The sequence below is a fragment of the Nitrospira sp. Nam74 genome (genome assembly GCF_965152615.1).
The window spans coordinates 70788-91328 of sequence record NZ_OZ224220.1 but is presented as its reverse complement, the minus strand read 5'-3'; the positions used below and the strand labels follow the sequence as shown (position 1 = coordinate 91328).

The 20541-nt window shown below is 56.4% G+C and carries 23 protein-coding genes and 1 tRNA gene; 15 read left to right on the top strand and 9 right to left on the bottom strand.

Translation table 11 applies throughout. From position 1 onward, the window contains the following. Positions 1-2 precede the first annotated feature (2 nt). The 5 genes from ACWHYZ_RS00460 to ACWHYZ_RS00440 all read left to right on the top strand — a co-directional run bounded on the left by ACWHYZ_RS00460 (position 3) and on the right by ACWHYZ_RS00440 (position 2434). Positions 3-335 carry a hypothetical protein gene (locus tag ACWHYZ_RS00460; RefSeq protein WP_447985341.1) on the top strand — a complete coding sequence of 111 codons (333 nt, stop codon included), beginning with the start codon at positions 3-5 and terminating at the stop codon, positions 333-335. Next, the gene (locus ACWHYZ_RS00455; RefSeq protein ID WP_447985340.1) at positions 332-1189 is read left to right on the top strand and encodes a shikimate dehydrogenase; all 858 of its coding nucleotides are present in this window, start codon (positions 332-334) and stop codon (positions 1187-1189) included. Before ACWHYZ_RS00460 ends, ACWHYZ_RS00455 begins: the two co-directional genes overlap by 4 nt. Continuing rightward, positions 1186-1686: a shikimate kinase gene (locus ACWHYZ_RS00450; protein ID WP_447985339.1), complete on the top strand. Its 501-nt coding sequence runs from the start codon at positions 1186-1188 to the stop codon at positions 1684-1686. The genes ACWHYZ_RS00455 and ACWHYZ_RS00450 overlap by 4 nt, the downstream gene beginning before the upstream one ends. 243 nt (positions 1687-1929) lie before the next feature. Continuing rightward, complete coding sequence (locus ACWHYZ_RS00445; protein ID WP_447985338.1) at positions 1930-2238, top strand: RNA recognition motif domain-containing protein; 309 nt, start codon at positions 1930-1932, stop codon at positions 2236-2238. Between the two features lie 119 nt (positions 2239-2357). Continuing rightward, positions 2358-2434, top strand: a tRNA-Arg gene (locus tag ACWHYZ_RS00440). A gap of 286 nt (positions 2435-2720) precedes the next feature. Here the strand turns inward: ACWHYZ_RS00440 and ACWHYZ_RS00435 are convergent. Both ACWHYZ_RS00435 and ACWHYZ_RS00430 read right to left on the bottom strand, forming a co-directional pair. Next, positions 2721-3107, bottom strand: a complete 387-nt coding sequence (locus tag ACWHYZ_RS00435) for a DUF3015 family protein (RefSeq protein WP_447985337.1) — start codon at positions 3105-3107, stop codon at positions 2721-2723. Positions 3108-3141: 34 nt separating this feature from the next. Beyond that, the gene (locus ACWHYZ_RS00430) at positions 3142-3534 is read right to left on the bottom strand and encodes a hypothetical protein (RefSeq protein ID WP_447985336.1); all 393 of its coding nucleotides are present in this window, start codon (positions 3532-3534) and stop codon (positions 3142-3144) included. 692 nt (positions 3535-4226) lie between these two features. On the opposite strand from ACWHYZ_RS00430, the gene ACWHYZ_RS00425 reads away from it, so the two are divergent. The 5 genes from ACWHYZ_RS00425 to ACWHYZ_RS00405 all read left to right on the top strand — a co-directional run bounded on the left by ACWHYZ_RS00425 (position 4227) and on the right by ACWHYZ_RS00405 (position 9579). After that, positions 4227-4523, top strand: coding sequence for an RNA recognition motif domain-containing protein (locus tag ACWHYZ_RS00425; protein ID WP_447985335.1), 297 nt, complete (start codon positions 4227-4229; stop codon positions 4521-4523). 455 nt (positions 4524-4978) lie between these two features. Beyond that, entirely contained in the window at positions 4979-5323 is a 345-nt protein-coding gene (locus ACWHYZ_RS00420; protein ID WP_447985334.1) for a hypothetical protein, read from the top strand. 507 nt (positions 5324-5830) lie between these two features. Beyond that, on the top strand, positions 5831-7390 hold the full coding sequence (locus tag ACWHYZ_RS00415) for a CUAEP/CCAEP-tail radical SAM (seleno)protein (RefSeq protein WP_447985333.1): 1560 nt from the start codon (positions 5831-5833) through the stop codon (positions 7388-7390). Between the two features lie 68 nt (positions 7391-7458). After that, on the top strand, positions 7459-8160 hold the full coding sequence (locus tag ACWHYZ_RS00410) for a DUF169 domain-containing protein (RefSeq protein WP_447985332.1): 702 nt from the start codon (positions 7459-7461) through the stop codon (positions 8158-8160). 123 nt (positions 8161-8283) lie between these two features. Further along, positions 8284-9579: an ATP-grasp domain-containing protein gene (locus tag ACWHYZ_RS00405; protein ID WP_447985331.1), complete on the top strand. Its 1296-nt coding sequence runs from the start codon at positions 8284-8286 to the stop codon at positions 9577-9579. A gap of 5 nt (positions 9580-9584) precedes the next feature. On the opposite strand, the gene ACWHYZ_RS00400 is transcribed toward ACWHYZ_RS00405, so the two are convergent. From ACWHYZ_RS00400 to ACWHYZ_RS00385, 4 genes are all read right to left on the bottom strand, one after another. Beyond that, positions 9585-10019, bottom strand: a complete 435-nt coding sequence (locus tag ACWHYZ_RS00400; protein WP_447985330.1) for a hypothetical protein — start codon at positions 10017-10019, stop codon at positions 9585-9587. 158 nt (positions 10020-10177) lie between these two features. Then, complete coding sequence (locus ACWHYZ_RS00395; protein ID WP_447985329.1) at positions 10178-12112, bottom strand: OmpA family protein; 1935 nt, start codon at positions 12110-12112, stop codon at positions 10178-10180. Between the two features lie 117 nt (positions 12113-12229). After that, positions 12230-12796 (bottom strand): tetratricopeptide repeat protein, encoded by a 567-nt coding sequence (locus ACWHYZ_RS00390; RefSeq protein ID WP_447985328.1) that lies wholly within the window; start codon positions 12794-12796, stop codon positions 12230-12232. A gap of 157 nt (positions 12797-12953) precedes the next feature. Further along, positions 12954-13502: an outer membrane beta-barrel protein gene (locus ACWHYZ_RS00385; protein WP_447985327.1), complete on the bottom strand. Its 549-nt coding sequence runs from the start codon at positions 13500-13502 to the stop codon at positions 12954-12956. A 144-nt stretch (positions 13503-13646) separates the two neighbouring features. Between ACWHYZ_RS00385 and ACWHYZ_RS00380 the strand changes: the two genes are divergently transcribed. Next, a complete protein-coding gene (locus ACWHYZ_RS00380; protein WP_447985326.1) occupies positions 13647-14141 on the top strand; it encodes a hypothetical protein in 495 nt (164 codons plus the stop codon). Positions 14142-14147: 6 nt separating this feature from the next. Here ACWHYZ_RS00380 and ACWHYZ_RS00375 read toward each other — a convergent pair whose 3' ends face one another. Then, positions 14148-14753, bottom strand: a complete 606-nt coding sequence (locus ACWHYZ_RS00375; protein WP_447985325.1) for a 2,3-bisphosphoglycerate-dependent phosphoglycerate mutase — start codon at positions 14751-14753, stop codon at positions 14148-14150. A 249-nt stretch (positions 14754-15002) separates the two neighbouring features. Between ACWHYZ_RS00375 and ACWHYZ_RS00370 the strand changes: the two genes are divergently transcribed. Beyond that, positions 15003-15905, top strand: coding sequence for a hypothetical protein (locus ACWHYZ_RS00370; RefSeq protein WP_447985324.1), 903 nt, complete (start codon positions 15003-15005; stop codon positions 15903-15905). A 122-nt stretch (positions 15906-16027) separates the two neighbouring features. Here ACWHYZ_RS00370 and ACWHYZ_RS00365 read toward each other — a convergent pair whose 3' ends face one another. After that, positions 16028-16702 carry a zinc-ribbon domain-containing protein gene (locus ACWHYZ_RS00365; protein WP_447985323.1) on the bottom strand — a complete coding sequence of 225 codons (675 nt, stop codon included), beginning with the start codon at positions 16700-16702 and terminating at the stop codon, positions 16028-16030. 40 nt (positions 16703-16742) lie between these two features. Beyond that, positions 16743-16943, bottom strand: coding sequence for a hypothetical protein (locus tag ACWHYZ_RS00360; protein ID WP_447985322.1), 201 nt, complete (start codon positions 16941-16943; stop codon positions 16743-16745). 173 nt (positions 16944-17116) lie between these two features. Here ACWHYZ_RS00360 and ACWHYZ_RS00355 point away from each other — a divergent pair, with 173 nt between their 5' ends. Genes ACWHYZ_RS00355 through ACWHYZ_RS00345 form a run of 3 tightly spaced genes read left to right on the top strand, consistent with a single transcriptional unit; the run spans position 17117 to position 20528 of the window. Next, the gene (locus tag ACWHYZ_RS00355; protein ID WP_447985321.1) at positions 17117-18310 is read left to right on the top strand and encodes an acetylornithine transaminase; all 1194 of its coding nucleotides are present in this window, start codon (positions 17117-17119) and stop codon (positions 18308-18310) included. A gap of 11 nt (positions 18311-18321) precedes the next feature. Then, positions 18322-19320, top strand: coding sequence for an ornithine carbamoyltransferase (gene argF, locus ACWHYZ_RS00350; protein ID WP_447985320.1), 999 nt, complete (start codon positions 18322-18324; stop codon positions 19318-19320). Beyond that, positions 19317-20528, top strand: a complete 1212-nt coding sequence (locus ACWHYZ_RS00345; protein ID WP_447985319.1) for an argininosuccinate synthase — start codon at positions 19317-19319, stop codon at positions 20526-20528. The genes argF and ACWHYZ_RS00345 overlap by 4 nt, the downstream gene beginning before the upstream one ends. Positions 20529-20541: the final 13 nt, after the last annotated feature.

Here is a 20541-nt window from a genome sequence, read left to right as displayed (position 1 = left end):
TCATGTTCGACAGAGTTGAACGTCGTTTGTCCGTCCTGTTGGTTGGTGTACTGTTGGTTATTTCATGTGCCGGCGCAGCGGTGGTCCACGCACAGGAAGGTACGGACTTCCAGGGAACTGTGCTCGTGGCAGACCCGGGGTCCGGAAAGCTGATCGTCAAAAAAAACGAGGGAGGAACCCGTTTTACCTTTGTTATGAACGACAAGACGCAGTTCAGGGGAAGCGGGATCAAAAGTTTAGCTGACGTGAAGAAGGGCGACCATGTCATCGTCACCTATCTGGTTAATGGTACGCAGTACGTTGCGCAAAAAATAACGGCACTCCCGAACAAATGATCGACATCAACGCGCAAACGAAATTATGTGGAGTCATTGGGAACCCAGTTGAGCATTCCCTCTCACCGGTCATCCATAACGCGGCGTTCCAGAAACTTGGTCTCAACTATGTGTACCTCGCCTTCCCGGTGGCCGATGTAGAAAGTGCCATTCGCGGCATTCGCGCACTCGGCAACGTCCGCGGCTTCAGCGTGACGATTCCGCACAAGATGGCGGTGATGCCCTATCTTGATGAAGTGGAGACGACTGCCCAACACATCGGCTCAGTGAATACCATCGTCGTGGAACAGGGAAAGCTGCTCGGATACAATACCGATGCATCTGGTGCGTTGCGGGCGTTGACGGACGCCGGCGTTACGCTGAAAGGACAACGCGTCCTCATGGTCGGCTCGGGTGGGGCAGGGAGGGCGATTGCATTTGCCCTCGCAGGTCAGACCGGCATCGATCGGCTCACCATCCTTGGAATTGAAGATGCCGAACGGCGCCATCTCGTCGATGATCTTCGCACAAAAACCGCCATCACCCTAGAAGACGCGCAATTGAATGAAGCGACGTTGAGCGAGGCCATCAAGGGGTCGCACGTGCTCCTTCATTGCACGCCTGTAGGCATGTCTCCGAACATCGACCGCACTTGCATCCCGGCTGGGCTCCTTCACCCCTCTCTCACCGTCATGGATATCGTCTACAATCCTCTGGAGACCCGTCTGCTGTGCGATGCGAAAGCGGCCGGCTGCCGAACCATCCGTGGACTGGAAATGTTCCTCAATCAAGCGGTCGCGCAATTCGAGTTGTGGACGCAGCAGCCCGCCCCGGCAGACGTCATGCGAACCGTTTTAGAATCTCGGTTCGCATGAACATTGTCCTGATCGGGTATCGCGGCACCGGAAAGAGCAGCGTGGCGACCATACTCGCCAGCCGGCTCCGTTGGGAACGGGTCTCGACGGACACGGAAATTGTCACCCGGGCCAAACAATCTATTCCAGAGATCGTGAAAGCATTCGGGTGGGAGTATTTTCGAGGTTTGGAGAGCGAGGTATGCCGAGACGTCGGGGGAAAGGACTCCCTCATCATTGATACCGGCGGAGGAGCGATCCTCAGACCGGAGAATGTCCAGGCCTTGAAAGCCAACGGTCGCCTTTTCTGGTTGACGGCCGAGATCCCGACCATCGAGGCCCGTATTGGCGGGGATACCCAGCGGCCCTCTCTGACGGGATCCAAATCGTTTATCGAGGAAATCGCCGAAGTCTTAGAGGAACGGCGCCCCAAGTACCGTGCTGCGGCAGACTATGTGATTGCTACAGATAACCAGTCAGTGACTCAAGTAGCCAACACCATACTTGCGGCGATGTAAGCCCCACAGGAAGTTGATCTGCCTGATTTCCCGTGCTATTCTTGACTTGCAATTCATCGCTGCGGGGCCGAGTGATGAAGCGCGCGGTCAGGTGGCCCTGAACCGATGTTGGCTTGTGAAGAGGAAGTGTTTCGGAAAGCGTAAGTGGTTTGATGGGCTGGTGTCCAGCATCCCTGCCGTTCTCTTCTTCGTCTTTCCATCCTCCCGTCTCAAGACAATATCAACAGCCGTGAGGAGGTCGTCGTGAGCACTAAATTATATGTGGGCAGCCTTCCCTATTCCACTACCGAGCAGCAACTCAGCGAGCTGTTTTCACAATATGGTTCCGTGCAGTCCGCAAAAGTGATTACCGATCGGTACACCGGACAATCGCGAGGATTCGGCTTCGTGGAAATGTCGACGGGGGAGGAAGCACAGAAAGCCATCGCCGCACTGCATGGCTCCGAATTGGGTGGACGGACGCTCGTCGTCAACGAAGCTCGACCTCAGGAGAAGCGCGCATACGGGGGCGGAGGCGGAGGAGCCGGGGGCGGAGGCGGCGACCGCTGGTAGGCTGATGACACACACGAACGCATGAAGGCCGCTGAGTTCAGCGGCCTTTTTTTGTTCCGCAATCTAACCGAATATCATATCTTGACAATGTTTCCACGGAAGTGGTTTGTAATAGTTGTGCGCCCGTAGCTCAGTTGGATAGAGCGTCGGGCTTCGAACCCGCAGGTCGCAGGTTCAATTCCTGCCGGGCGCACCAACGTTCCAGTGACGTATTGCTGTGCCGCAGATAGGCTGCAATGTCGTAGCTTGTGGCGACGAACATCGCCAGGCGACTGGCAAAAGTATGACGCAAGTTGTGCCACGTCACTCCTTCCAACCCCGCTGCCTGCACCGCCCCGTTTGTGGATTCGCTTGCAGAAGTCATTCATGCGGTCTTTAGTGTGTTGTCCCGCCTTGTGTTGCGCTCAGGACACTGGTTTAGGGAGCCACAACCCCTCGGAACGATTCCGAGGGGTCTCAGACCGACGTCTTGCCAAGAAGTTTTAATCGGGGGAGAGAGAAAGCGCGGCTATCATTTCGCCAGGAGTCGTCCCGTCCGACCGGATCAGCACCGGATAGTGGTCCCTGGTCCACGCATAGAACGCCGCTTGACGCTCTTCTGGAATGCCTAAAAGGGCACCGAGAGACGCGAGATATTCTCCCTGGCCCCGCGCCATGTCCTGCTTCAGGTTGTCAAAATTCATACTGGCGAAGGCATGGATCTTCTGATCCTGTCTCAGGGTTCCGTTCCGCGGGAACATCGTATTGCCCGATGTGCTCTCGGTGGTGTTTTGCGTGCTATCGCTGATGCTCTCGGTGGTCCCGCATGCCGTCATAGTCAGTCCTAACAGGATCATGGAGAGCGCGCGAAAGGTTATTCCGATTCTCATAGGGAAACCTCCCGGTTGATTCCATCTTTAGCCGTCATGCATCGTCACCCGACCGACTCATCCACACCCACTTCCGTCCTTCGCTTTCCTGAAACCGTTTCAGTGCATCGGCCTCCAAAAAACGCAACGATGATGCTCTTGACCTGCTCCCCAGCTTGTAATCCAAACGAACCGGCCGCGGTACTATAATAATCCACGGTCTTGCCTGAAGCCCGGAGTACCCCTTCTCCATGCTGTCCCCGATTCCAAGTCCTGCCTTGAGCACTGACGGAAATACGACCATGCCTTTGTTGGGATTTATGAAACTCTTGCCGCCTTGTACTTCTTTTTCGAAACGGACCAGCGCTTCATCCACACTGGTCTCAATTTGGCGAGCCAAGGCGGCGCTGGACAGCCCGCCGTTCAAGACGATTATTGTCCCTACCAATCCAGCGACCAGACGCCTCCAGGGACCGGTTGCAGATTTGTCGCGTCATGAGATCGCTCTTTTCATGAACACGTTGCGCCCACACGCCAACTGGTTTGGTAAATGAGCCATGATTGGAGAGACGCTGAACGACTCCAGCAGCCGCGATCCCGCTCCGCTTGAAGCCGTGCCAATAAACCGAATCCAGAAACGTTCCTAGTTTGTGCCTCATTGGCTTGGGCACCTCTCCAATGAGTTTCACACTGCCGATGGGCGTCCCACCATTCGTGAGGCATCTCTTATAGCCATTACCGCGTGGTAGTGTAGGTAACCGCGGGGCCTTGGGGAACTGTCAAAAATGACAGGGGGCACCCTTCACTCATCCACTTTAGAAAGGGACACTCTATCCGGCACGCAAATAGGTCCACCATAATCTCTATAGAGGAATGTCGAATTTTCTCCTCACCTACGCTACGCTTTCCAGCTCTTCAACGAGCAATGACGCGAGCGGATGCCGCAAGTCGTGAACGCATGAACGGCATGTCGTCGAAGGGAAAGCGAAGAAGCATCAATAACCTGACGGACAATTTAGCGTTCCTAATATCACGTACTAACCTATCCTAACTTGACGGCCTACAGGTGCAAGCGTAGTGTAGAGCATACGCCGAGCTTATAAGAGGGAGAGGAGAGCCGCCTCACAAAGGAGCTGCGTCATGGGAGCCAAGCTTTACATTACTGGCATCCCTTTCTATATCACCGAAACAAAACTCCGATCACTTCTTGATGACTTCCACCCACACTCCTTCACGTTGATCCAAACAGTTCAGGGGGATGTGGGCGTGGTGGAACTCCACTCAATAGAAGATGCCCAGAAGCTTACGGCGACTTTCTCCCGTTCGACACTTTTTACCCTTGAAGGCGGGTGCAAACTCTCCGTTGTACAAGCCGATAGCTCGGAAGGACTAAGATTGGAGCAGTTGGCCAACCATATTGCCGATCAGACAAAGTGAAGATCGAGGAGTCCGCGAAAGCGTAAGCTCCAGCCTTCTAAGCGTCATAAAACCTATCTGCCCGTGTCCCTGCATTATTTGTTCGTATACCGTACTGTATCCCCGGAAACGCTTCCCGATAAGGGAATCAGCAGTCCTTTTTTCAAGGTATACCTCGGAGGAGATGTTGAAGCGTTGCGTCTCGGTTGGGCCATTCCCCTCTCAGCTGATTGTCCTATTTCTGTGTTGCGGTGCGGTCGTGCTGGCGCCTCGTCCCCTGGCCGTAGGCTCTCGACATACGGGTGCCCCTGCGCGTAGCCATGGCGACCGCTTCCACCCCGAGTTTCTGAACGGTTCAAAGACCCATTCCGGCCTACACGAGCCGCATGACCAACGCAGTAGACCGTTATACCTGTTCCGATACATAACAAAGTCAGGACTATTTGTCTGGATCTTTCTCAACGGAGGTGACTGAGATGACACGCACTATGGTTGAAGTAGATGCTCTCCAGGAATATCTTCGCGGAGTATTGGACCGCGCGAGTCACCATGCTGGAGACGTGAGGGGAGCGATTCTGGCTGTCGCGGGCGCCGTGGTGCTTTTTAAGGACCCCTCCTATCCGATCGAAGCTAGAACATACGGTGGTAGCACAGCCAACATGTTGTGGGTATCTTTTTCAGGCGTTCGATATGCCCTCCGGTATGAGCATCACAATCGCGCGATTGAGCTTCGTGAGCAGAACAATGAGGGTCGCCTTGTTGCGTCGATCGACAATGCGACTCCGATAACCCAGATCATCGAACTGTTTGAATCTCTCTAACGTGCTCTTGCCTCAAGGCGTTCAAAGTGCGCGGGTCCTCCTAACCTCGACACAGGGCGGCAGCATATCCACGCTCATTTCTGCTTGGTCCTTAGGCGTGCCTGCTTGAAGAGCTAAGCACTGACAGGGTTGTTCTCCCCAGCTGCTCTTTCTCTTCACCTCACGTCGCTCAAGGCCAGACTGCTTAAACCGGCATAGCCCGGTCGTCCTGAGAGGGCTTTCCCCATTTCGCTGAACGATATCAGCGCCGGGCCGATTGATGAAAACGAGAGCGCGATTGTGCGGCGCCTAGCTCCACCTTCACGGGCGCGTCCGCATCGTCGCTGAGATAAGGCTGCAGTGGCAAGTACGTGCCTTTCCGCATACTAATGCTGCTTCCGCACACGCTTCCGCTGAGGGATAGAAAAGGCAACTGATTGCTTTCGCACGGCGGATTGCGTACCCTTCCCTCTAGGATCGAAATGAACTAGCTTGACGGTCCATCAGCACTGCGGAGCGAGGGTTCAGGTGGTTCTCGTCAGATTACAGAAACAAGGGCAGATCGACAGCCCCGTATCCCTCCGTCGGCCCGGGGCCATTCTGTTGATCTCCTGCTACGAACTCGGACATCAGCCCATCGGCGCTGCCCAACCGATCGGTTTTTTGGAACAGGCCGGCTATGCGCCCGCGGCCTTGGACATTTCCGTGGAAGACTTCGATGGGGAGCGAGTCAAGCAGGCTCGGTTCATCGGTATTTCCGTCCCCATGCATACGGCCTTGCGCCTGGGCGTCCGCGTGGCCGAATTGATCCGCACCCTGAATCCTCAGTGCCATATCTGTGTGTTCGGTCTCTACGCCTCCATCAATGCGAAGTACTTGTTGGGGCAGGTCGCGGATTCAGTCATTGGAGGCGAGTATGAAACGCCTCTCGTGAACCTGGTCAACGCTCTCGATCAAAAGTCTCTGGCCGGCTCTTCTCAACACGAGACAGAGCACCGAGACGAACACGAATTGCCCGCTATCGAAGGCGTGAGCCTGCGTGGCCACATCGTGAGTCCATTACTAAAACGATTTCCGGGGCACGCACCGACGCCCAGTCGTACAAATCTGCCCCCACTCACGCGGTATGCCCATCTTGACTACCTCGGCACTCAGCATGTCGCGGGCTATGTAGAAGCCAGCCGAGGCTGTCTCCATACCTGTTTACATTGTCCTATCGTACCGGTGTACGAAGGCCGCTTCTTCTTGGTCCCTGAAGAGGTGGTGCTTGGGGACATCCGACAACAGGTCGAAGCCGGCGCCACCCATATCACGTTTGGTGACCCGGACTTCTTGAATGGACCCGGCCATTCATTGAGCATCGTACGCGCGATGCATACGGAGTTTCCCCTGCTGACGTTTGATTTCACGACCAAGATCGAGCATCTGCTGAAGCGTCGGACGATTGTTCCTGAACTTGCGGCATTCGGCTGTCTCTTTGTCATCTCCGCCGTAGAGTCGTTTAGCGACACCGTGCTTGCGTATCTCAAAAAGGGGCATACTGCGGCCGATGTCATGACCGTGGTTGAAATGCTGCGAGGCTTGGGGGTGACCCTTCGCCCATCACTGGTCGCCTTTACCCCATGGACAACGCTCGATGATTATCTCACCATGTTCGCGATTGTGGAGGCCAATGATTTGATCGATGCCATCGACCCCGTGCAGTATGCCATTCGGCTCCTAATTCCGCCTGGCTCAGCCTTGCTCAATCAGCCCGCACAGTATGGGTCTATTGAGAGGTTCCTTGGTCCGTTGGACCAAGCCGGTTTCCAATATCATTGGAAGCACCCTGATCCCCGCATGGACCAATTGCACCAGGACATCAGCTTTGCAGTCGAAGACGCGACTAAAGCAGAGGAGGATCCTTTCGATACGTTCTATCGTCTGCGAGCCATGACATATAGAAAGGCACGGCGAACGGTGCCGGCCGTGCATCGGTCCAGGCGCGCTCAACAGAGCCGGCCGCCTCGCATGAGCGAGCCTTGGTTTTGTTGTGCGGAGCCGACGAAAGAGCAATTCGTGGCGCTCCAGCCGAATCATTCACAATGAAGTGGATCCTGTCCGCAGTTCCCTCGGATGCATGGTCAGAGGCCTAGGTTCTATGGAGAAAGAAAAAGATGAGCGTCACGACATCAGGCACAAGATTGCAGAGACTCTTGGGGTTGCGATTGCCGCCCGTCGCCATTGCTTTTCGCGACTCCGCGCCGGGGAACATGCCACGCATCGAGTCTCCGGCCCCTGCCGGCTGTGGGTATTGGCGTCTCGCCGCAGAAGGGCGCGTGTTTTACACAGAAGACTCGGATCACTATACGTGCCCGGTGGGCGCCCATACACACGGGATTGATCTTCCTGCCGATGTCGCCCAGGAGCTGAAGGGCCTTGTGCAGACGATGGTCCAAATGCAGTACATCAAAATGGAAGAGATTCCAACGATCCCGCGCAGGCAAAAGCGGTTTCGAGTCGCTCTCTATGCTCCGTTGGCCGATACGCCCTTTGAACCCGATGTCATACTGATCCGGGGAACAGCCAAGCAACTCATGCTGGTGGCCGAAGCGGTACAAGCGGCCGGGGTGGCTGGCGGCGGCGCGACGATGGGACGGCCGACCTGCGCGATCCTTCCGGAGTCACTGCAATCCGGGCTGGCGGCCGCCAGTTTCGGGTGCATTGGTAATCGCGTCTATACCGGCCTCGGAGATGACGAGGGCTACTATGCGATTCCCGGCACCAACATTCCTGAGGTCGTGAATAAGCTCGCAATTATTGTTGAGGCGAACCGGCAGCTGAACGAGTTTCACAAGGCCCGGGCGGAGCGCTCGTAAGACGGCTGAAAAGTCCTAGTACCGGGTTCTCGGATCGAAAAACTCCTCGACGTACTCCACTGGGAAGGAGCTCGTTATCCAAGCACGGCGCCTGTTTAGTTTCTCTAATGGTTACTAACGTCCATGCCGAGAATCCTTCTCCTACTGCCCTCGACAACCTACCGAGCCGAGGCGTTTCTTGCAGCCGCCCGCAAGCTGTGCCTCGAGATCACATTGGGCCTGGAGAGAACGGCTGTCCTCATCGATCGTCCCGAATTTGATTGGCTCTCATTGAATTTTAGTGAGCCCGAGCGTTCGGCGGACGCGGTGGTCGAGTACACTCATACGCATCCTATCCATGCCGTCCTGGGCGTGGATGACATGACTGCCGTACTCGCGGCACAAGTCGCGGCAGCATTGAATCTTCCACACAACTCCCTTGATTCGGTGTCCGCCGCTCGCAACAAATTCCGCATGCGAGAGCTCCTACACGGGAGCGGCGTGCCGGTCCCGGGTTTCGTCCTATTTTCCATCTTCGATGATCCAGTGGTGCGTGCTGAACAGGTCTCCTACCCCTGCGTACTGAAACCACTGGTGCTCTCCGCAAGCTGCGGCGTGATCCGGGCGAACAATCCTAGCGAGTTTGCCGTGGCATTCCAGCGTGTGACGTCGCTCCTTCACCGACTGGGATTGCCCAAAGCCAGTGAAGCGGGACGCCAACTTCTAGTGGAGGATTTTGTACCGGGCCAGGAAGTCGCCTTAGAGGGACTTCTGACGGCTGGATCGCTTCACGTGCTCGCTCTCTTCGATAAGCCGGATCCGCTCGACGGACCCTTTTTTGAAGAAACGATTTACGTGACCCCGTCTCGTCTCTCACACGCCGTTCAGATCAGGATCGCCGCCTGTGCAGAACAAGCCGCTGGCGCACTGGGACTCCGAGAGGGCCCCATTCATAGCGAATTACGCATCAACGATGACAAACCTTGGATCATCGAAGTAGCCGCCCGCTCCATCGGCGGTCGATGCTCCAGTACACTCCGGTTCGCGGCGGACTGCAGCTTAGAGGAGTTAATCCTACGCCATGCGCTCCGGATGGATCTCCCGCCACTGAATCGCGAAGGCGGTGCGGCGGGCGTCATGATGCTGCCGATCCCGCGAGGCGGTGTGCTGCGCGATATCGGTGGACAGGAGGGCGCGCGCGCAGTTCCCGGGATCGAGGACGTAACGATTACGGCCGAGATGGGTCAGGAACTGATTCCGCTTCCGGAGGGGACTCGCTACTTAGGGTTTATGATCGCCAGATCATCCACGCCAGCCGAGGTTGAAGCAGCGCTCCGGCAAGCACACGGACGATTGAGCTTCTCGATTGATGAGAAGAAGGCGCCTGCCGAAGGAACTCGAGTGAACCTGAACAGTGGTGTTCAATCGATTCGGTTTTGAGCGTCTCAGGAAGCTTGTTTTCGAAGATCACTCGCCATCTTTTTCGCCCATGCCGCTAGGCTAGTTCCTTGGGCGGCAACATCGGTGATGCCCGTCAAATCATGCACCCACACACCCTGCACTTCTTCGCCGCCGTCCTGAATGGCTTTCTTAATGCTCTCGATTTCCCTATCAAACCGCTCAGGCTTCTGCTCCAAAATGCGCTGAATGCTCCACTTGGTAGTAGGATTTCCCTCGTCGTCGAGCGTACACCCGTAGCGAACGAGATCCAACTTCCCCGTGCTCAAGGTCTTGGCCAGTTGGCGGTACACTGACCCTTTGTTCGATTGAATGAGCGCCGCTTTGTAGAGTCGCTCGCCCTTGGCAGGATCAACGTCTATTTTGGTGAGATCTTCAACAGCCCTCGCCGCAACTTCGGGTTCCGCACTAACTTCTCCCATGGCTATCCTCCTTTAGCTGCCGACAAAAGCGAGACACATCAAGTCTAACAGGGCCGTGACCGCTGAGCAAGATTGGCCCCGCGGAGTGATTCGCCTCCCTCCGCGGAGATACAACTGTCTGGACCTGTGAACGGGCGATCACACGCTCTACCCGATTCTCATTGACTCATCTGGCTCACGATCGCACCGAGATCCTTGGGATAGAGCACGATTTCGATCCGCCGGTTTGAGGCGCGGCCTTCATCGGTCTCATTGGCAGCCGTCGGCCGCGTATCGGCATAGCCTCCCGCGGAAATGGAGGTCCGGTTTACACCGCCATCTTCAATGAGATACCGGATCACACTCGTGGCCCGCGCCGTGGACAATTCCCAATTCGTCGGAAAGCGATCTTTAATTTTGGGGCCGATCGGCACATTATCGGTGTGACCTTCGATGCGAATCTGTTTATCCTGGACATCCTTCAGCACGTCGGCGACCTGTTTCAACACTTCTAGCCCAGCGGGCTTGATTTCGGCCTTGCCCGAATCGAACAGGACACGGTCCACCAGATTGATCATGAGCTGATCGCGCACTTGTTTAATGGTGATGTTGCCCTTCTCAATATCGTCCTTCAAAGATTTCGTCAGGTCCTCATACGTTTTCGTCAGTCGCTGGATCTCGGCTTCCTTCGAGGCCCGTTCCTCTTCAAGCCGCTGCTTATCACGGGCCTCCTGCTGTAATCGCTCCTCTTCCTGTGAGAGCAAGGATTGAAGCCGTTCCTGATCCCGACGAAGCCGATCTACTTCTTGATCGCGTTCGGACACCGTCGAGTTCAGACTGGCGAGTTTCGGCTCCGCGGCCTTCAGCAAATCTTGATGTTGCTGAAGTTCGGATGCTAGGCGATCGCGTTCCTGCCTTAGACGCTGTGCTTCCGATTCCAGCGTTTCAAGATTGCCGCTAACCGTGGCGACGCGTTGCCGATGATGTTCGATATCCTTAGAGAGGTCGGCGACCTGTTGGTTGAGGATATCGCGATCAGCGGCCACTTGCTTCAGCCGTTCGATGTCCTGATCCCGGTCGGACAGTTGTTTGGTCAACTGAGATTGAACTTCGCCGTCATGCTGCCGGACACGGGCCAGCTCCGCTTCGGAATCGGAGACCTGCCTCTCCAGTTTGTCGAGACGCTGCTGAAGGCGGGCTCGCTCTTCTTGAGCGGCCACCGCGGCGCTGGTCAATTGTTGTGCCTGCTCGCGCAGGCTACTGGAAGTCTGTTGCTCCGCGCTCACCTTGCCGGATAAGGCCTTTGCTTCATCGCGAGCCGCCGCCATATCCCTCGCCAGTTGCTCTTTCTCTTTCTGAAGGGCCGCATGGCGGCTATCGGCATCGGCCAAATCGGACTTCGCAACGACGACCTGCTGCCGCAAATCGTCGACTTGCCCTTGCAATGCATCAGCGGCGCTGGTCAATTGTTGTGCCTGCTCGCGCAGGCCACTGGAAGTCTGTTGCTCCGCGCTCACCTTGCCGGATAAGGCCTTTGCTTCATCGCGAGCCGCCGCCATATCGCTCGCCAGTTGCTCTTTCTCTTTGTGAAGGGCCGCATGGCGGCTATCGGCATCGGCCAAATCGGATTTCGCAACGACGACCTGCTGCCGCAGATCGTCGACTTGCCCTTGCAAGGCATCAGTGGCAGTTTTCGAGCGATTGCGCTCTTGATCCAATTGGACATTCGTGCGCTCCAATTGCTGATGTTCATCCTGTGCCTGCTCCAGTTGCTTTGCCATGTTCCCTTGGCGTTCCCGCTCACTGTCGAGATTCCGTTGCGCCAGTTCCCGGTCTTGCTTCTCACGAGCCAGTGCCTGTTGTGCCTTGTTCAACTCGTCGGCAAGGCGCATCCTGTCCTGATCGAGGCCGGTGACCTGTTGTGTGAAGTGCTGCTTTTGGGAGTCCGCATCAGCCGCCGATTGCCGCTTGAGTGTTTCAAACGCTTCGGAGTTTTTCAGGCCGGCTTTGCGGGCTTCCTCCAGTTGGGCCACGGTATCCAGATGAGCGGACTTGCTCACGCACCCAGCTATCAAGGGCAGACACAAAAGAATGAACACGGCCGCATTCTTCATAGCACCCTCCTTTGAAGGCGATAGTGAACGATTGAAAAATGGGAAGTATCTGCTGAGCAAATGGACCCGTCAATTGCCCTGCCATGCTTAGGTGTGATTGCTTTTAATAGGAGGTGATTATGGCGCCAAAAGTGTATGACGCGCCTCCGCAGCTTCCTCTGTGCTCGGGAACTGCACGACAAGAAGCTCCAAGAGATGTCGGGCGCGCTGCACTTGGCCGAGCTTGGCGTAACTGCTGCCCTTCCGTAAAAAAGAGGCGGCCGTCAGCTGTGGATCGATTGGAGCGTGAGAAAGCGCGCGGTCGAGGGCTTGAATCGCCTCCTCATAGTGCCCCAATTGATATTCGCACTCGCTTAGCCAATAGTCGGCTTGCGCCGAAAGAGATGAAGTCGGATGCAATTCCAAGAATAATTTAAATCCGGCGGCCGCCGCCTCGTAATCCTGCCGTCTGGCTTCAGCCACGATGCGATCGAAAAATTGCCGGTCCGGAGCATGAAACGATCCAACTGGACCAGTCATGATGTCTTCAACAGTATTAAGCCAAGGCTCTTCGGCTCCTTTGGCGTGGCCGGGAAGATCCTGTGTGCGGGCTTCTGACACAGATAAGCCTGTTGGTCCGATATTGAGGGTCAACCATAACCGCACACAAGCGGCAAGCACAGCGAGAGCCACGAAAGGTCGCACAATAAAGCTCCAATAGGGCACACGTCACCGTAGGACTTTTCCCTGGGTAATTCAGCCAGGCAAAGAGATAATGCCGTGTCCATGAAAGTGTGGAGCGGCTGTCAGTGGAAGTCGGACGGAGATAACGAGGGTTCTGAAGGACTCGTGAAGAGCCGTGCTACGGTCCAAAACGGAGGCCGAACAGCAGACTGACGCTCGTATGGTCTTGCTCGACCGACGGCTGAAGATTGATATCGTGAAGGTTGACAATGAGCGTCGATGCGAAGGCCAATTTGGGATTCACGGGATACTCGGCAGAAATTCCGATGGGCAGATACCAGCTCGTATCGTTGCGGTCGATCCGTCCCGGACCGCTGCCGCGGTCGAGAGCGGCATGGATTAGCCCGATCCCCGCAAACGGCACCACGTTGAGTGATGCGGTTCTCAAGTGATACCGTGCGACCCCGGCGGCCGCAATCTGGGTCAGATCACCGAGCGGCGACAAGAGCAGCATGGGGCCAACCGAAAACGCTCGGTCCACGTAATAATCGGCGTTAAAGCCTAGCGTGAACACCGTACCGTTGACCGTCCCGCTCGTGAATCCAAGATCAGTTCCAAAGCCCCACCGATTTTGCGGCTCTTGGGCAGATACGATTGACGGGACAGAACAGACGAATGCGATGATGAGGACTGCCGTGAGTCGGGTCGCTCGCCTCCTAACGTTCATCGCGTCTCCTCCTTAGGGCTCAATTGGCGGCGCACTGTACCATAGCGGACTCTACCCAACAAGGTGACAGTCCGAAATATTCGCGGCCATTGTTCCTGCCTCAACGATCGGCTATTCTTTCAACGTAACGATTCTGAGAGTTCAATGGCCACCACGTTTCGTGCAGCAGCTGAATCCTTGTACGCCGCGATGCCGCGCGCCATGTCACTCGACCTGTTGGGTGAGTACGGCCTTGAGGTCACACCCGAGCAAGCCCGACAAATTACTGAAGAGGTCTTATCGCTGAACCTCTATTGGATCCAGACTGCCTTACAAGCCAATCTGCGGGCCGGCGAAGCCGAACGCGTCTCACGCGAAGTGGCGCAGCGTATCCAGCATGGCTGGAAGGACTTCGATATGGAGGGGCGTGACCATGCCGCCGCTCTTGAAGAGGCGCAGAGCCGGCGCGCGGGTTACGATCAGATCGTGCGAGAGGGAGGATCACCGATCGCAGTCTTCGGCGAATCAGCAGCGTCCTTAGAATTTTCCGGCATAATTGGAGCGGGGGACCGTCAGAAACTCCTGGCGCTGTTTATCGATGTGATTCCCATCGATGGGTTCGGCGAACTCGTCGCGGGTCTTGAACTGACCGATTCGTAACAGGAGTCAGAGGTATCGATGGTCGAGGACCTTGCCACCTTCTCCAATGTCATAGACCAGCGGCGCGCCGGTCGGAATATTCAGCTCCAAGACTTGCTCTTTAGAGAGCTGGTCCAAATGCATGACTAAGGCTCGCAAGCTGTTCCCATGGGCGGCGATAATAATGGTCTCCCCGGCCACGACATGCGGCTTAATACGCCGCTCGTAATACGGGAGCACGCGGTCCGCGGTGTCTTTTAGGCTTTCTCCATTCGGTGGACGCACCTCATAGCTCCGTCGCCAAATCTTGACCTGTTGCTCGCCATATTGTTTCGCCGTCTCTGCTTTATTGAGACCTTGGAGGTCACCGTACATGCGCTCGTTGAGCGCTTGATCTTTCTCGATGGGAATATTCGTCTGCCCGATTTCCTCCAAGACGAGTCGTAGTGTTTCGTTTGCCCGGATGAGCACGGATGTAAAGGCCCGGTCAAAGCGGTAGCCTTTAAGTTTTGCCCCTGCCGCCCGAGCCTCCTCTTCCCCCTTGGGTGAAAGCGGCACGTCAACCCATCCCGTAAACCGATTTTCCAGATTCCATTGCGATTCGCCATGTCGCAGAAGCACGATCCGGCCCATGACATACCTCCACTCATCGAGTTCCTTTGCCGTCGCGACCTTTCGCTTGCAGAAGAGTACGTCAAGCCAATTTGAATTGTCATCTCCAAAAATTTCATATTTGTGGAGACTGAGGCGACCAGATGTTCCAGGCATATTGCAATAGGTCAAGTCCGGCGATACGATGCTAGCCCGGATTATTATAAAGACCGATGGGAAGCGTATCCCACGGACACTGGCGCGTTGTCTTGCCAAGCGCGCGGTGGACGTGTGCATTCGGTCTCGCATCTCGACGGCATTGTGAATGATCCAGGAGCGGATGGAGCGGCGATGTCGGACCAAGATCCTACAGAATTCCCATGGCAGGAGGTCGAACAATGGTGGGTCAGTTTGGCCCAACGCCTCGGGGTCGGGGAACGAATCCAGGTATTTTTTAAGAACGCCCTTGGGCACGATGCGGCCCTGGCGCGCGTCGGGCGATCGGGAGGGAACGTCCACTACATTCTCTTTGTCGTGCTCCGCTATTGGATCCCGGCCGTGCTGCCCCCCGCTGGCCGAGAACGTTTAACAAAGAACGACCCTGACTATTGGTTGGAGTCCGAGCAGATCTTACGGGCAGCCGTCGTTCGGCTTCGCGAGCTCAAACCACTGATCGAACTGCTGACCGCCAGCAATCCCCTCGCGCAAGAACCGACATCCGCGACGCCGCCAAGCAAGCCGGTCGTCGAAGTAGAACTGGCGCATATGTTGGATGGGATCGCCGAAGTCGCCGGCAGTTACGGCGGACCTGACTACACGTCCGTCATTAAACACTTCGATCCCATTCCGCTCCGGCAAACACAGCCGTTTAAGCACAATAAGAAAAACAGCGCGGAGCTCTGGGTCATCTTTTTGTTACGCGAGCATTTCAGAGCGCTGGGATTGGGCAAGGACCGGTACTGGCCCTTGATCGCCGAGGTCGCGACAGCCGCCGGCATTGTGCAACAAACCGGACAGCCCCACACCCCGGATGAACTCAAGTCGTGGTGGCAAAAAAACTGGCCCCGCACCTATACTCAACTTGAGCAGCACACCGCACATCCCGAATCCGCCGCGATTGCCTACCATCAGGATTTCGACTGGTTCAGAGGCTGGTGGCAATGGCAGATGTCCCGCCCCTCGACCGGCTGCTGAAAAAGTTCGTCAGCGGCGCTCTCGGTCGATCGACCCGCTCAACGTACCGGCTCGTACGCTTGGCGTCCAATCTCGTTGCGGCCTTGCTGACAATCTTTTTGAGCAACGGGTTGTTGCGTCTGCTAAAGCGTCGTACGGCTGACGACCGGCTTCATCTTGCCCGGCTGAAGGGGCCCGGTCGGGGGTGGACCTTCACGAATGACTTGGACGACGATGAAGAAGAGCATGATGTAGAGAACGACACCAAGCCAGAGGACATACGGTTGAACCCCGCCTCGGTCGCGGATTTGTTCTTCCAGTGCGCCGGGGCCAAGAGGCCGGCTTTTGCGGATTTCGTTCACGTGCTCCTGGACATGCCAGTAATAGATATAGTTGCCACTTACGCCCGCCATCACCCGCCAGACAAAACCGACCGTAAAATCGCCGGTCAGATAGGCCGAGAGTACGGGACCAACGGCATAGACGAGGGCGTATAGGTACATCTTGCGGTAAAGAAACCAGAGAAATGGGTCCACGAGGAAGGCCGGCCAATGCCACGTTAGGGCGAATCGCGACGTATTTCCGGCAGAAAATTTCTTGAACTGTTGCAGATAATAGTCGTCAGGCCGTCCCCATGACCATCCCTTGGTGAAAGAGAATAGAAGGGCCTTCTGAGGTCCGATAAAGGATCGCCACAAACCAGTCTCATCGAATTCCGGAACAGGCTCGGCGGCCTCAGTCTCAAGCGGTGTACCGCACTGCGTGCAAAAAATCGCCTCATCCGGATTCGCCTGTGTACATTTGTGACAGAACTTCATGGTTGATTAATCTTACTTAGCCGGGACTTTTTGTGAACATCTACTGCAGCGGCCGATCGTCTCGCCCGTCGGGGCTGTTCTCGTCCGGTCTCCTCGACGAGCCGTAAATTCGCCCCCGCCGCCCTCCCTGCAAGACGCCAACCGGAAAGGGCACCTCATGGCGCGTCTTCGGTGGGCGAATGCAGAGGACTTCCGTCTCAGCCGCTTCGCGACGGCATTCATCAATAATCGGGTCTAGCATGACGGGCGTCGCAGAGGGGGTGGTTATAGCACTGTCTGTGCGGAAGCCTCAAGCACAGGATGTGAATTTTCTCCAACGTTGATGAGCGGATAGCTCGCCTCTGTCCAGCGTTTTGTATTGCGAGGCTGAGCACGCTTATGCTATTTTCCACCGATCTCTAAAGGAAGAGGACCATGCCGACGGAAGAACTTCGGGAAGATGCCGATCGCTATCTGATGCACACCTATACTCGCCAGCCGATCTCCATCGTGCGCGGCCGCGGGAGCCGTGTGTATGACTTGGAAGGGCGGGAATATGTGGACTTCGTCGCCGGCGTAGCGGTCAATGTCCTCGGCCATGGCCATCCCGATCTCATTGCCGCCATTCAAAAGCAATCTCAGCACCTGTTGCACGCGTCAAATCTGTATTACACCGAGCCACAAGTCAAATTGGCGGAGGCCTTGGTGGAGCATTCCTTCGCCCGGAAAGTCTTCTTTTGCAATAGCGGCGCGGAGGCGAATGAAGCCGCCATTAAGCTCGCCCGCCGGTACGCCCATGGCAAGTACGGAGCCTCCCGCTTCGAAATCATAACCATGTTGCAGTCGTTCCATGGCCGGACGATGGCCACATTGACCGCCACGGGGCAGGAGAAGGTGCAGAAAGGGTTCGAGCCGCTGCTGCCGGGTTTCACCTACGTTCCGTTTAATGACCTCAACGCCGTGGAACAGGCCATCACACCGGCCACTGCCGCCATTATGCTGGAACTCATCCAGGGAGAAGGCGGCGTGCAAGTGGCCGATCAGGCATTTGTGAAAGGCCTTCGCGATCTCTGTCGCGACCGTGACATTCTGTTGATCCTGGACGAAGTGCAAACCGGCATGGGAAGGACAGGGACGCTCTTCGCGTACGAGCAGTATGGAATTCAGCCGGATATCATGACCTTGGCGAAAGGGCTCGGCGGCGGCCTGCCGATCGGTGCTTGCCTGGCGACCGACGAAGTCGCGGCAGCGTTTGGGCTGGGCACCCATGCATCGACCTTCGGGGGAAATCCTCTTGCCTGCAGCGCCGCGCTCGCCGTCATGCGAGTCCTCTTGGAAGGACGGCTGCTCACTCAGAGTCGCACGGTCGGCCAGTATATGGGAAAGAGCCTGCTTGAGCTGAAAGACCGGCTTCCCAACGTGAAGGACGTGCGGGGCTTGGGGCTCTTGCAGGGCGTAGAACTTACCATTGATGGCAAGCCCGTGGTCACCGACTGCCTCAACCGCGGCCTCCTCATCAACTGCACGATGGACCGTGTCTTGCGGTTCGTACCACCGCTGATCATCACCCAGCGCGAGATAGACCGCCTCGTCGACGTACTGGCGGACGTACTCGGCAAACGCGTGTAAGGACGGCTCTCATGACTGTGCAGCCTTTGCGAGGCAAGGCCCCTCGTTCATTTGGGAAGGACCTTCTGACGGTCAGCGCCATTGCGCCCGCCCAGGTCACGCGACTCCTCCGGCTTGCGGCCGAGGTAAAGGCGAAACGACGATGCGGGGTGGTGTATCAACCACTGGTCGGCGCCACACTCGGCCTGCTCTTTGAGAAACCTTCCACCCGCACACGGGTATCCTTTGAAGCCGGGATGAATCAACTCGGCGGCCAATCGTTATTCTTATCGACCGCGGACATTCAGCTCTGTCGCGGGGAGACGATTGCGGACACCGCACGGGTGCTCTCGCGATACCTGGACGGCCTGGTCGTGAGAACGTACGATCATGCCATCGTCGAAGAGTGGGCCCAGCAGGCTACGATTCCGGTAATCAATGGACTCACCGATCTTTTCCATCCGTGCCAGGCGCTATCCGATTTGCTGACTATTCGAGAAAAGAAGGGGACGCTCAAAGGCGTGAAGTTGGCCTACGTCGGAGACGGCAACAACGTATCACATTCACTGATCGAAGCGGCCGTGAAAGTCGGCATGATCGTGAGCGTGGCCTGCCCAAGCGGGTATGAGCCCGACCAGCGGATCGTGGATCAGGCCCGTGTCGAAGGAGAGAAGACCGGCGCGTCGGTCATGCTGACGGAGAATCCACATATGGCCGTCAAAGAAGCGGACGTTGTCTACACGGATGTCTGGATCAGCATGGGCCGTGAACGCGAGCAGTCGCGCCGGTTAAAGATCCTCTCCCCTTACCAATTGAATGAGCGATTGTTGAAGGGCGCGCGCCCGGATGCGATCGTGATGCATTGCTTGCCTGCCCACCGTGGCCAGGAAATCACTGCGGGGGTACTCGACGGTGAGCAGTCCGTCGTACTGGATCAGGCAGAGAACCGTCTGCATATGCAGAAAGCCATTCTCGTCGAATGGTTGTCTGCCGGCAAACAGAACACAAGAAAAAGGTACACACGGGCATGAAAAAAGACGTGAAGAAGGTGGTGCTGGCCTATTCCGGCGGTTTGGATACTTCAGTCATTCTCAAATGGCTCAAGGAAACCTATGGCTGCGAAGTCGTCGCGTTTTGTGCCGACTTGGGCCAAGGCGAAGATCTGAAAGCGATCAAAACGAAGGGGCTCGCCGTCGGCGCCTCGAAAGTGTACGTGGAGGATCTGCGGGAAGTCTTTATCAAAGAGCATGTCTTTCCTATGCTGCGAGGCAATGCGGTCTACGAAGGCAGTTATTTGCTCGGTACCTCGATCGCGCGGCCCCTCATTGCACGGCGGCAGATTGAACTCGCCCGCAAGGAGGGTGCGGATGCCGTCTCGCATGGTTCTACAGGAAAAGGGAACGATCAGGTCCGCTTTGAACTCACCTATATGGCCCTGGATCCGAAGATCAGGACCATTGCGCCGTGGCGGGAGTGGACGTTCCGTTCCAGGCGCGAGCTCATCGAGTATGCGGCGGCTCACGGGATTCCGGTCACGGCAACCAAGGCCAAGCCCTATAGCATGGACCTCAACCTGTTCCACATCAGCTATGAGGGAGGGATCCTGGAAGATCCATGGCAGGCCCCGCCTGATGAAATCTTCCAAATGACGGTCTCTCCGGAGAAAGCACCGAACAGGCCGCGTGAAGTAGAAATCGAGTACGTTCAAGGCGATCCTGTGGCAGTGGATGGCAAACGGATGAGCCCCGCCACCTTGTTAGCGCACTTAAATAAGCTCGGTGGCGCACATGGCGTCGGCCGAGTGGACTTGGTTGAGAATCGCTACGTCGGCATGAAGTCACGTGGAGTCTATGAAACGCCGGGTGGGACTATCCTGCATGCCGCCCACCGTGGGCTTGAATCGATAACCATGGATCGCGAAGTCCTGCATCTTCGCGATAGCCTGATACCACGCTACGCCGAACTCGTTTATTATGGGTATTGGTACAGTCCCGAACGGGAACTGCTACAGACCACCATGGATGAAGCCCAGCGAGATGTGACCGGCACGGTACGGGTGAAGCTGTATAAGGGCAGCTGTACGGTCGTGGGGAGGAAGTCGGATCGGTCCCTGTATCGGCTCGATTTGGCGACCTTTGAAGAAGATGAATCGTATCGACAGAAGGACGCGGAAGGGTTCATTCGGTTGAACGCCTTGCGTCTGGCGATCCGCACGCAACGTCGCCGGACACGGAAATGAACGGTCGATACCA

What these genes read in the sequence shown, in the direction of transcription:
- ACWHYZ_RS00425 (WP_447985335.1), top strand. Translation starts at nt 4,227, where the DNA reads ATGGGAGCCAAGCTTTACATTACTGGCATCCCTTTCTATATCACCGAA.
- ACWHYZ_RS00380 (WP_447985326.1), top strand. Translation starts at nt 13,647, where the DNA reads ATGGCCACCACGTTTCGTGCAGCAGCTGAATCCTTGTACGCCGCGATG.
- ACWHYZ_RS00450 (WP_447985339.1), top strand. Translation starts at nt 1,186, where the DNA reads ATGAACATTGTCCTGATCGGGTATCGCGGCACCGGAAAGAGCAGCGTG.
- ACWHYZ_RS00345 (WP_447985319.1), top strand. Translation starts at nt 19,317, where the DNA reads ATGAAAAAAGACGTGAAGAAGGTGGTGCTGGCCTATTCCGGCGGTTTG.
- ACWHYZ_RS00355 (WP_447985321.1), top strand. Translation starts at nt 17,117, where the DNA reads ATGCCGACGGAAGAACTTCGGGAAGATGCCGATCGCTATCTGATGCAC.
- ACWHYZ_RS00375 (WP_447985325.1), bottom strand. Translation starts at nt 14,753, where the DNA reads ATGGGCCGGATCGTGCTTCTGCGACATGGCGAATCGCAATGGAATCTG.
- ACWHYZ_RS00410 (WP_447985332.1), top strand. Translation starts at nt 7,459, where the DNA reads ATGAGCGTCACGACATCAGGCACAAGATTGCAGAGACTCTTGGGGTTG.
- ACWHYZ_RS00435 (WP_447985337.1), bottom strand. Translation starts at nt 3,107, where the DNA reads ATGAGAATCGGAATAACCTTTCGCGCGCTCTCCATGATCCTGTTAGGA.
- ACWHYZ_RS00385 (WP_447985327.1), bottom strand. Translation starts at nt 13,502, where the DNA reads ATGAACGTTAGGAGGCGAGCGACCCGACTCACGGCAGTCCTCATCATC.
- ACWHYZ_RS00405 (WP_447985331.1), top strand. Translation starts at nt 8,284, where the DNA reads ATGCCGAGAATCCTTCTCCTACTGCCCTCGACAACCTACCGAGCCGAG.
- ACWHYZ_RS00365 (WP_447985323.1), bottom strand. Translation starts at nt 16,702, where the DNA reads ATGAAGTTCTGTCACAAATGTACACAGGCGAATCCGGATGAGGCGATT.
- ACWHYZ_RS00360 (WP_447985322.1), bottom strand. Translation starts at nt 16,943, where the DNA reads ATGCTAGACCCGATTATTGATGAATGCCGTCGCGAAGCGGCTGAGACG.
- argF (WP_447985320.1), top strand. Translation starts at nt 18,322, where the DNA reads ATGACTGTGCAGCCTTTGCGAGGCAAGGCCCCTCGTTCATTTGGGAAG.
- ACWHYZ_RS00420 (WP_447985334.1), top strand. Translation starts at nt 4,979, where the DNA reads ATGACACGCACTATGGTTGAAGTAGATGCTCTCCAGGAATATCTTCGC.
- ACWHYZ_RS00395 (WP_447985329.1), bottom strand. Translation starts at nt 12,112, where the DNA reads ATGAAGAATGCGGCCGTGTTCATTCTTTTGTGTCTGCCCTTGATAGCT.
- ACWHYZ_RS00460 (WP_447985341.1), top strand. Translation starts at nt 3, where the DNA reads ATGTTCGACAGAGTTGAACGTCGTTTGTCCGTCCTGTTGGTTGGTGTA.
- ACWHYZ_RS00455 (WP_447985340.1), top strand. Translation starts at nt 332, where the DNA reads ATGATCGACATCAACGCGCAAACGAAATTATGTGGAGTCATTGGGAAC.
- ACWHYZ_RS00400 (WP_447985330.1), bottom strand. Translation starts at nt 10,019, where the DNA reads ATGGGAGAAGTTAGTGCGGAACCCGAAGTTGCGGCGAGGGCTGTTGAA.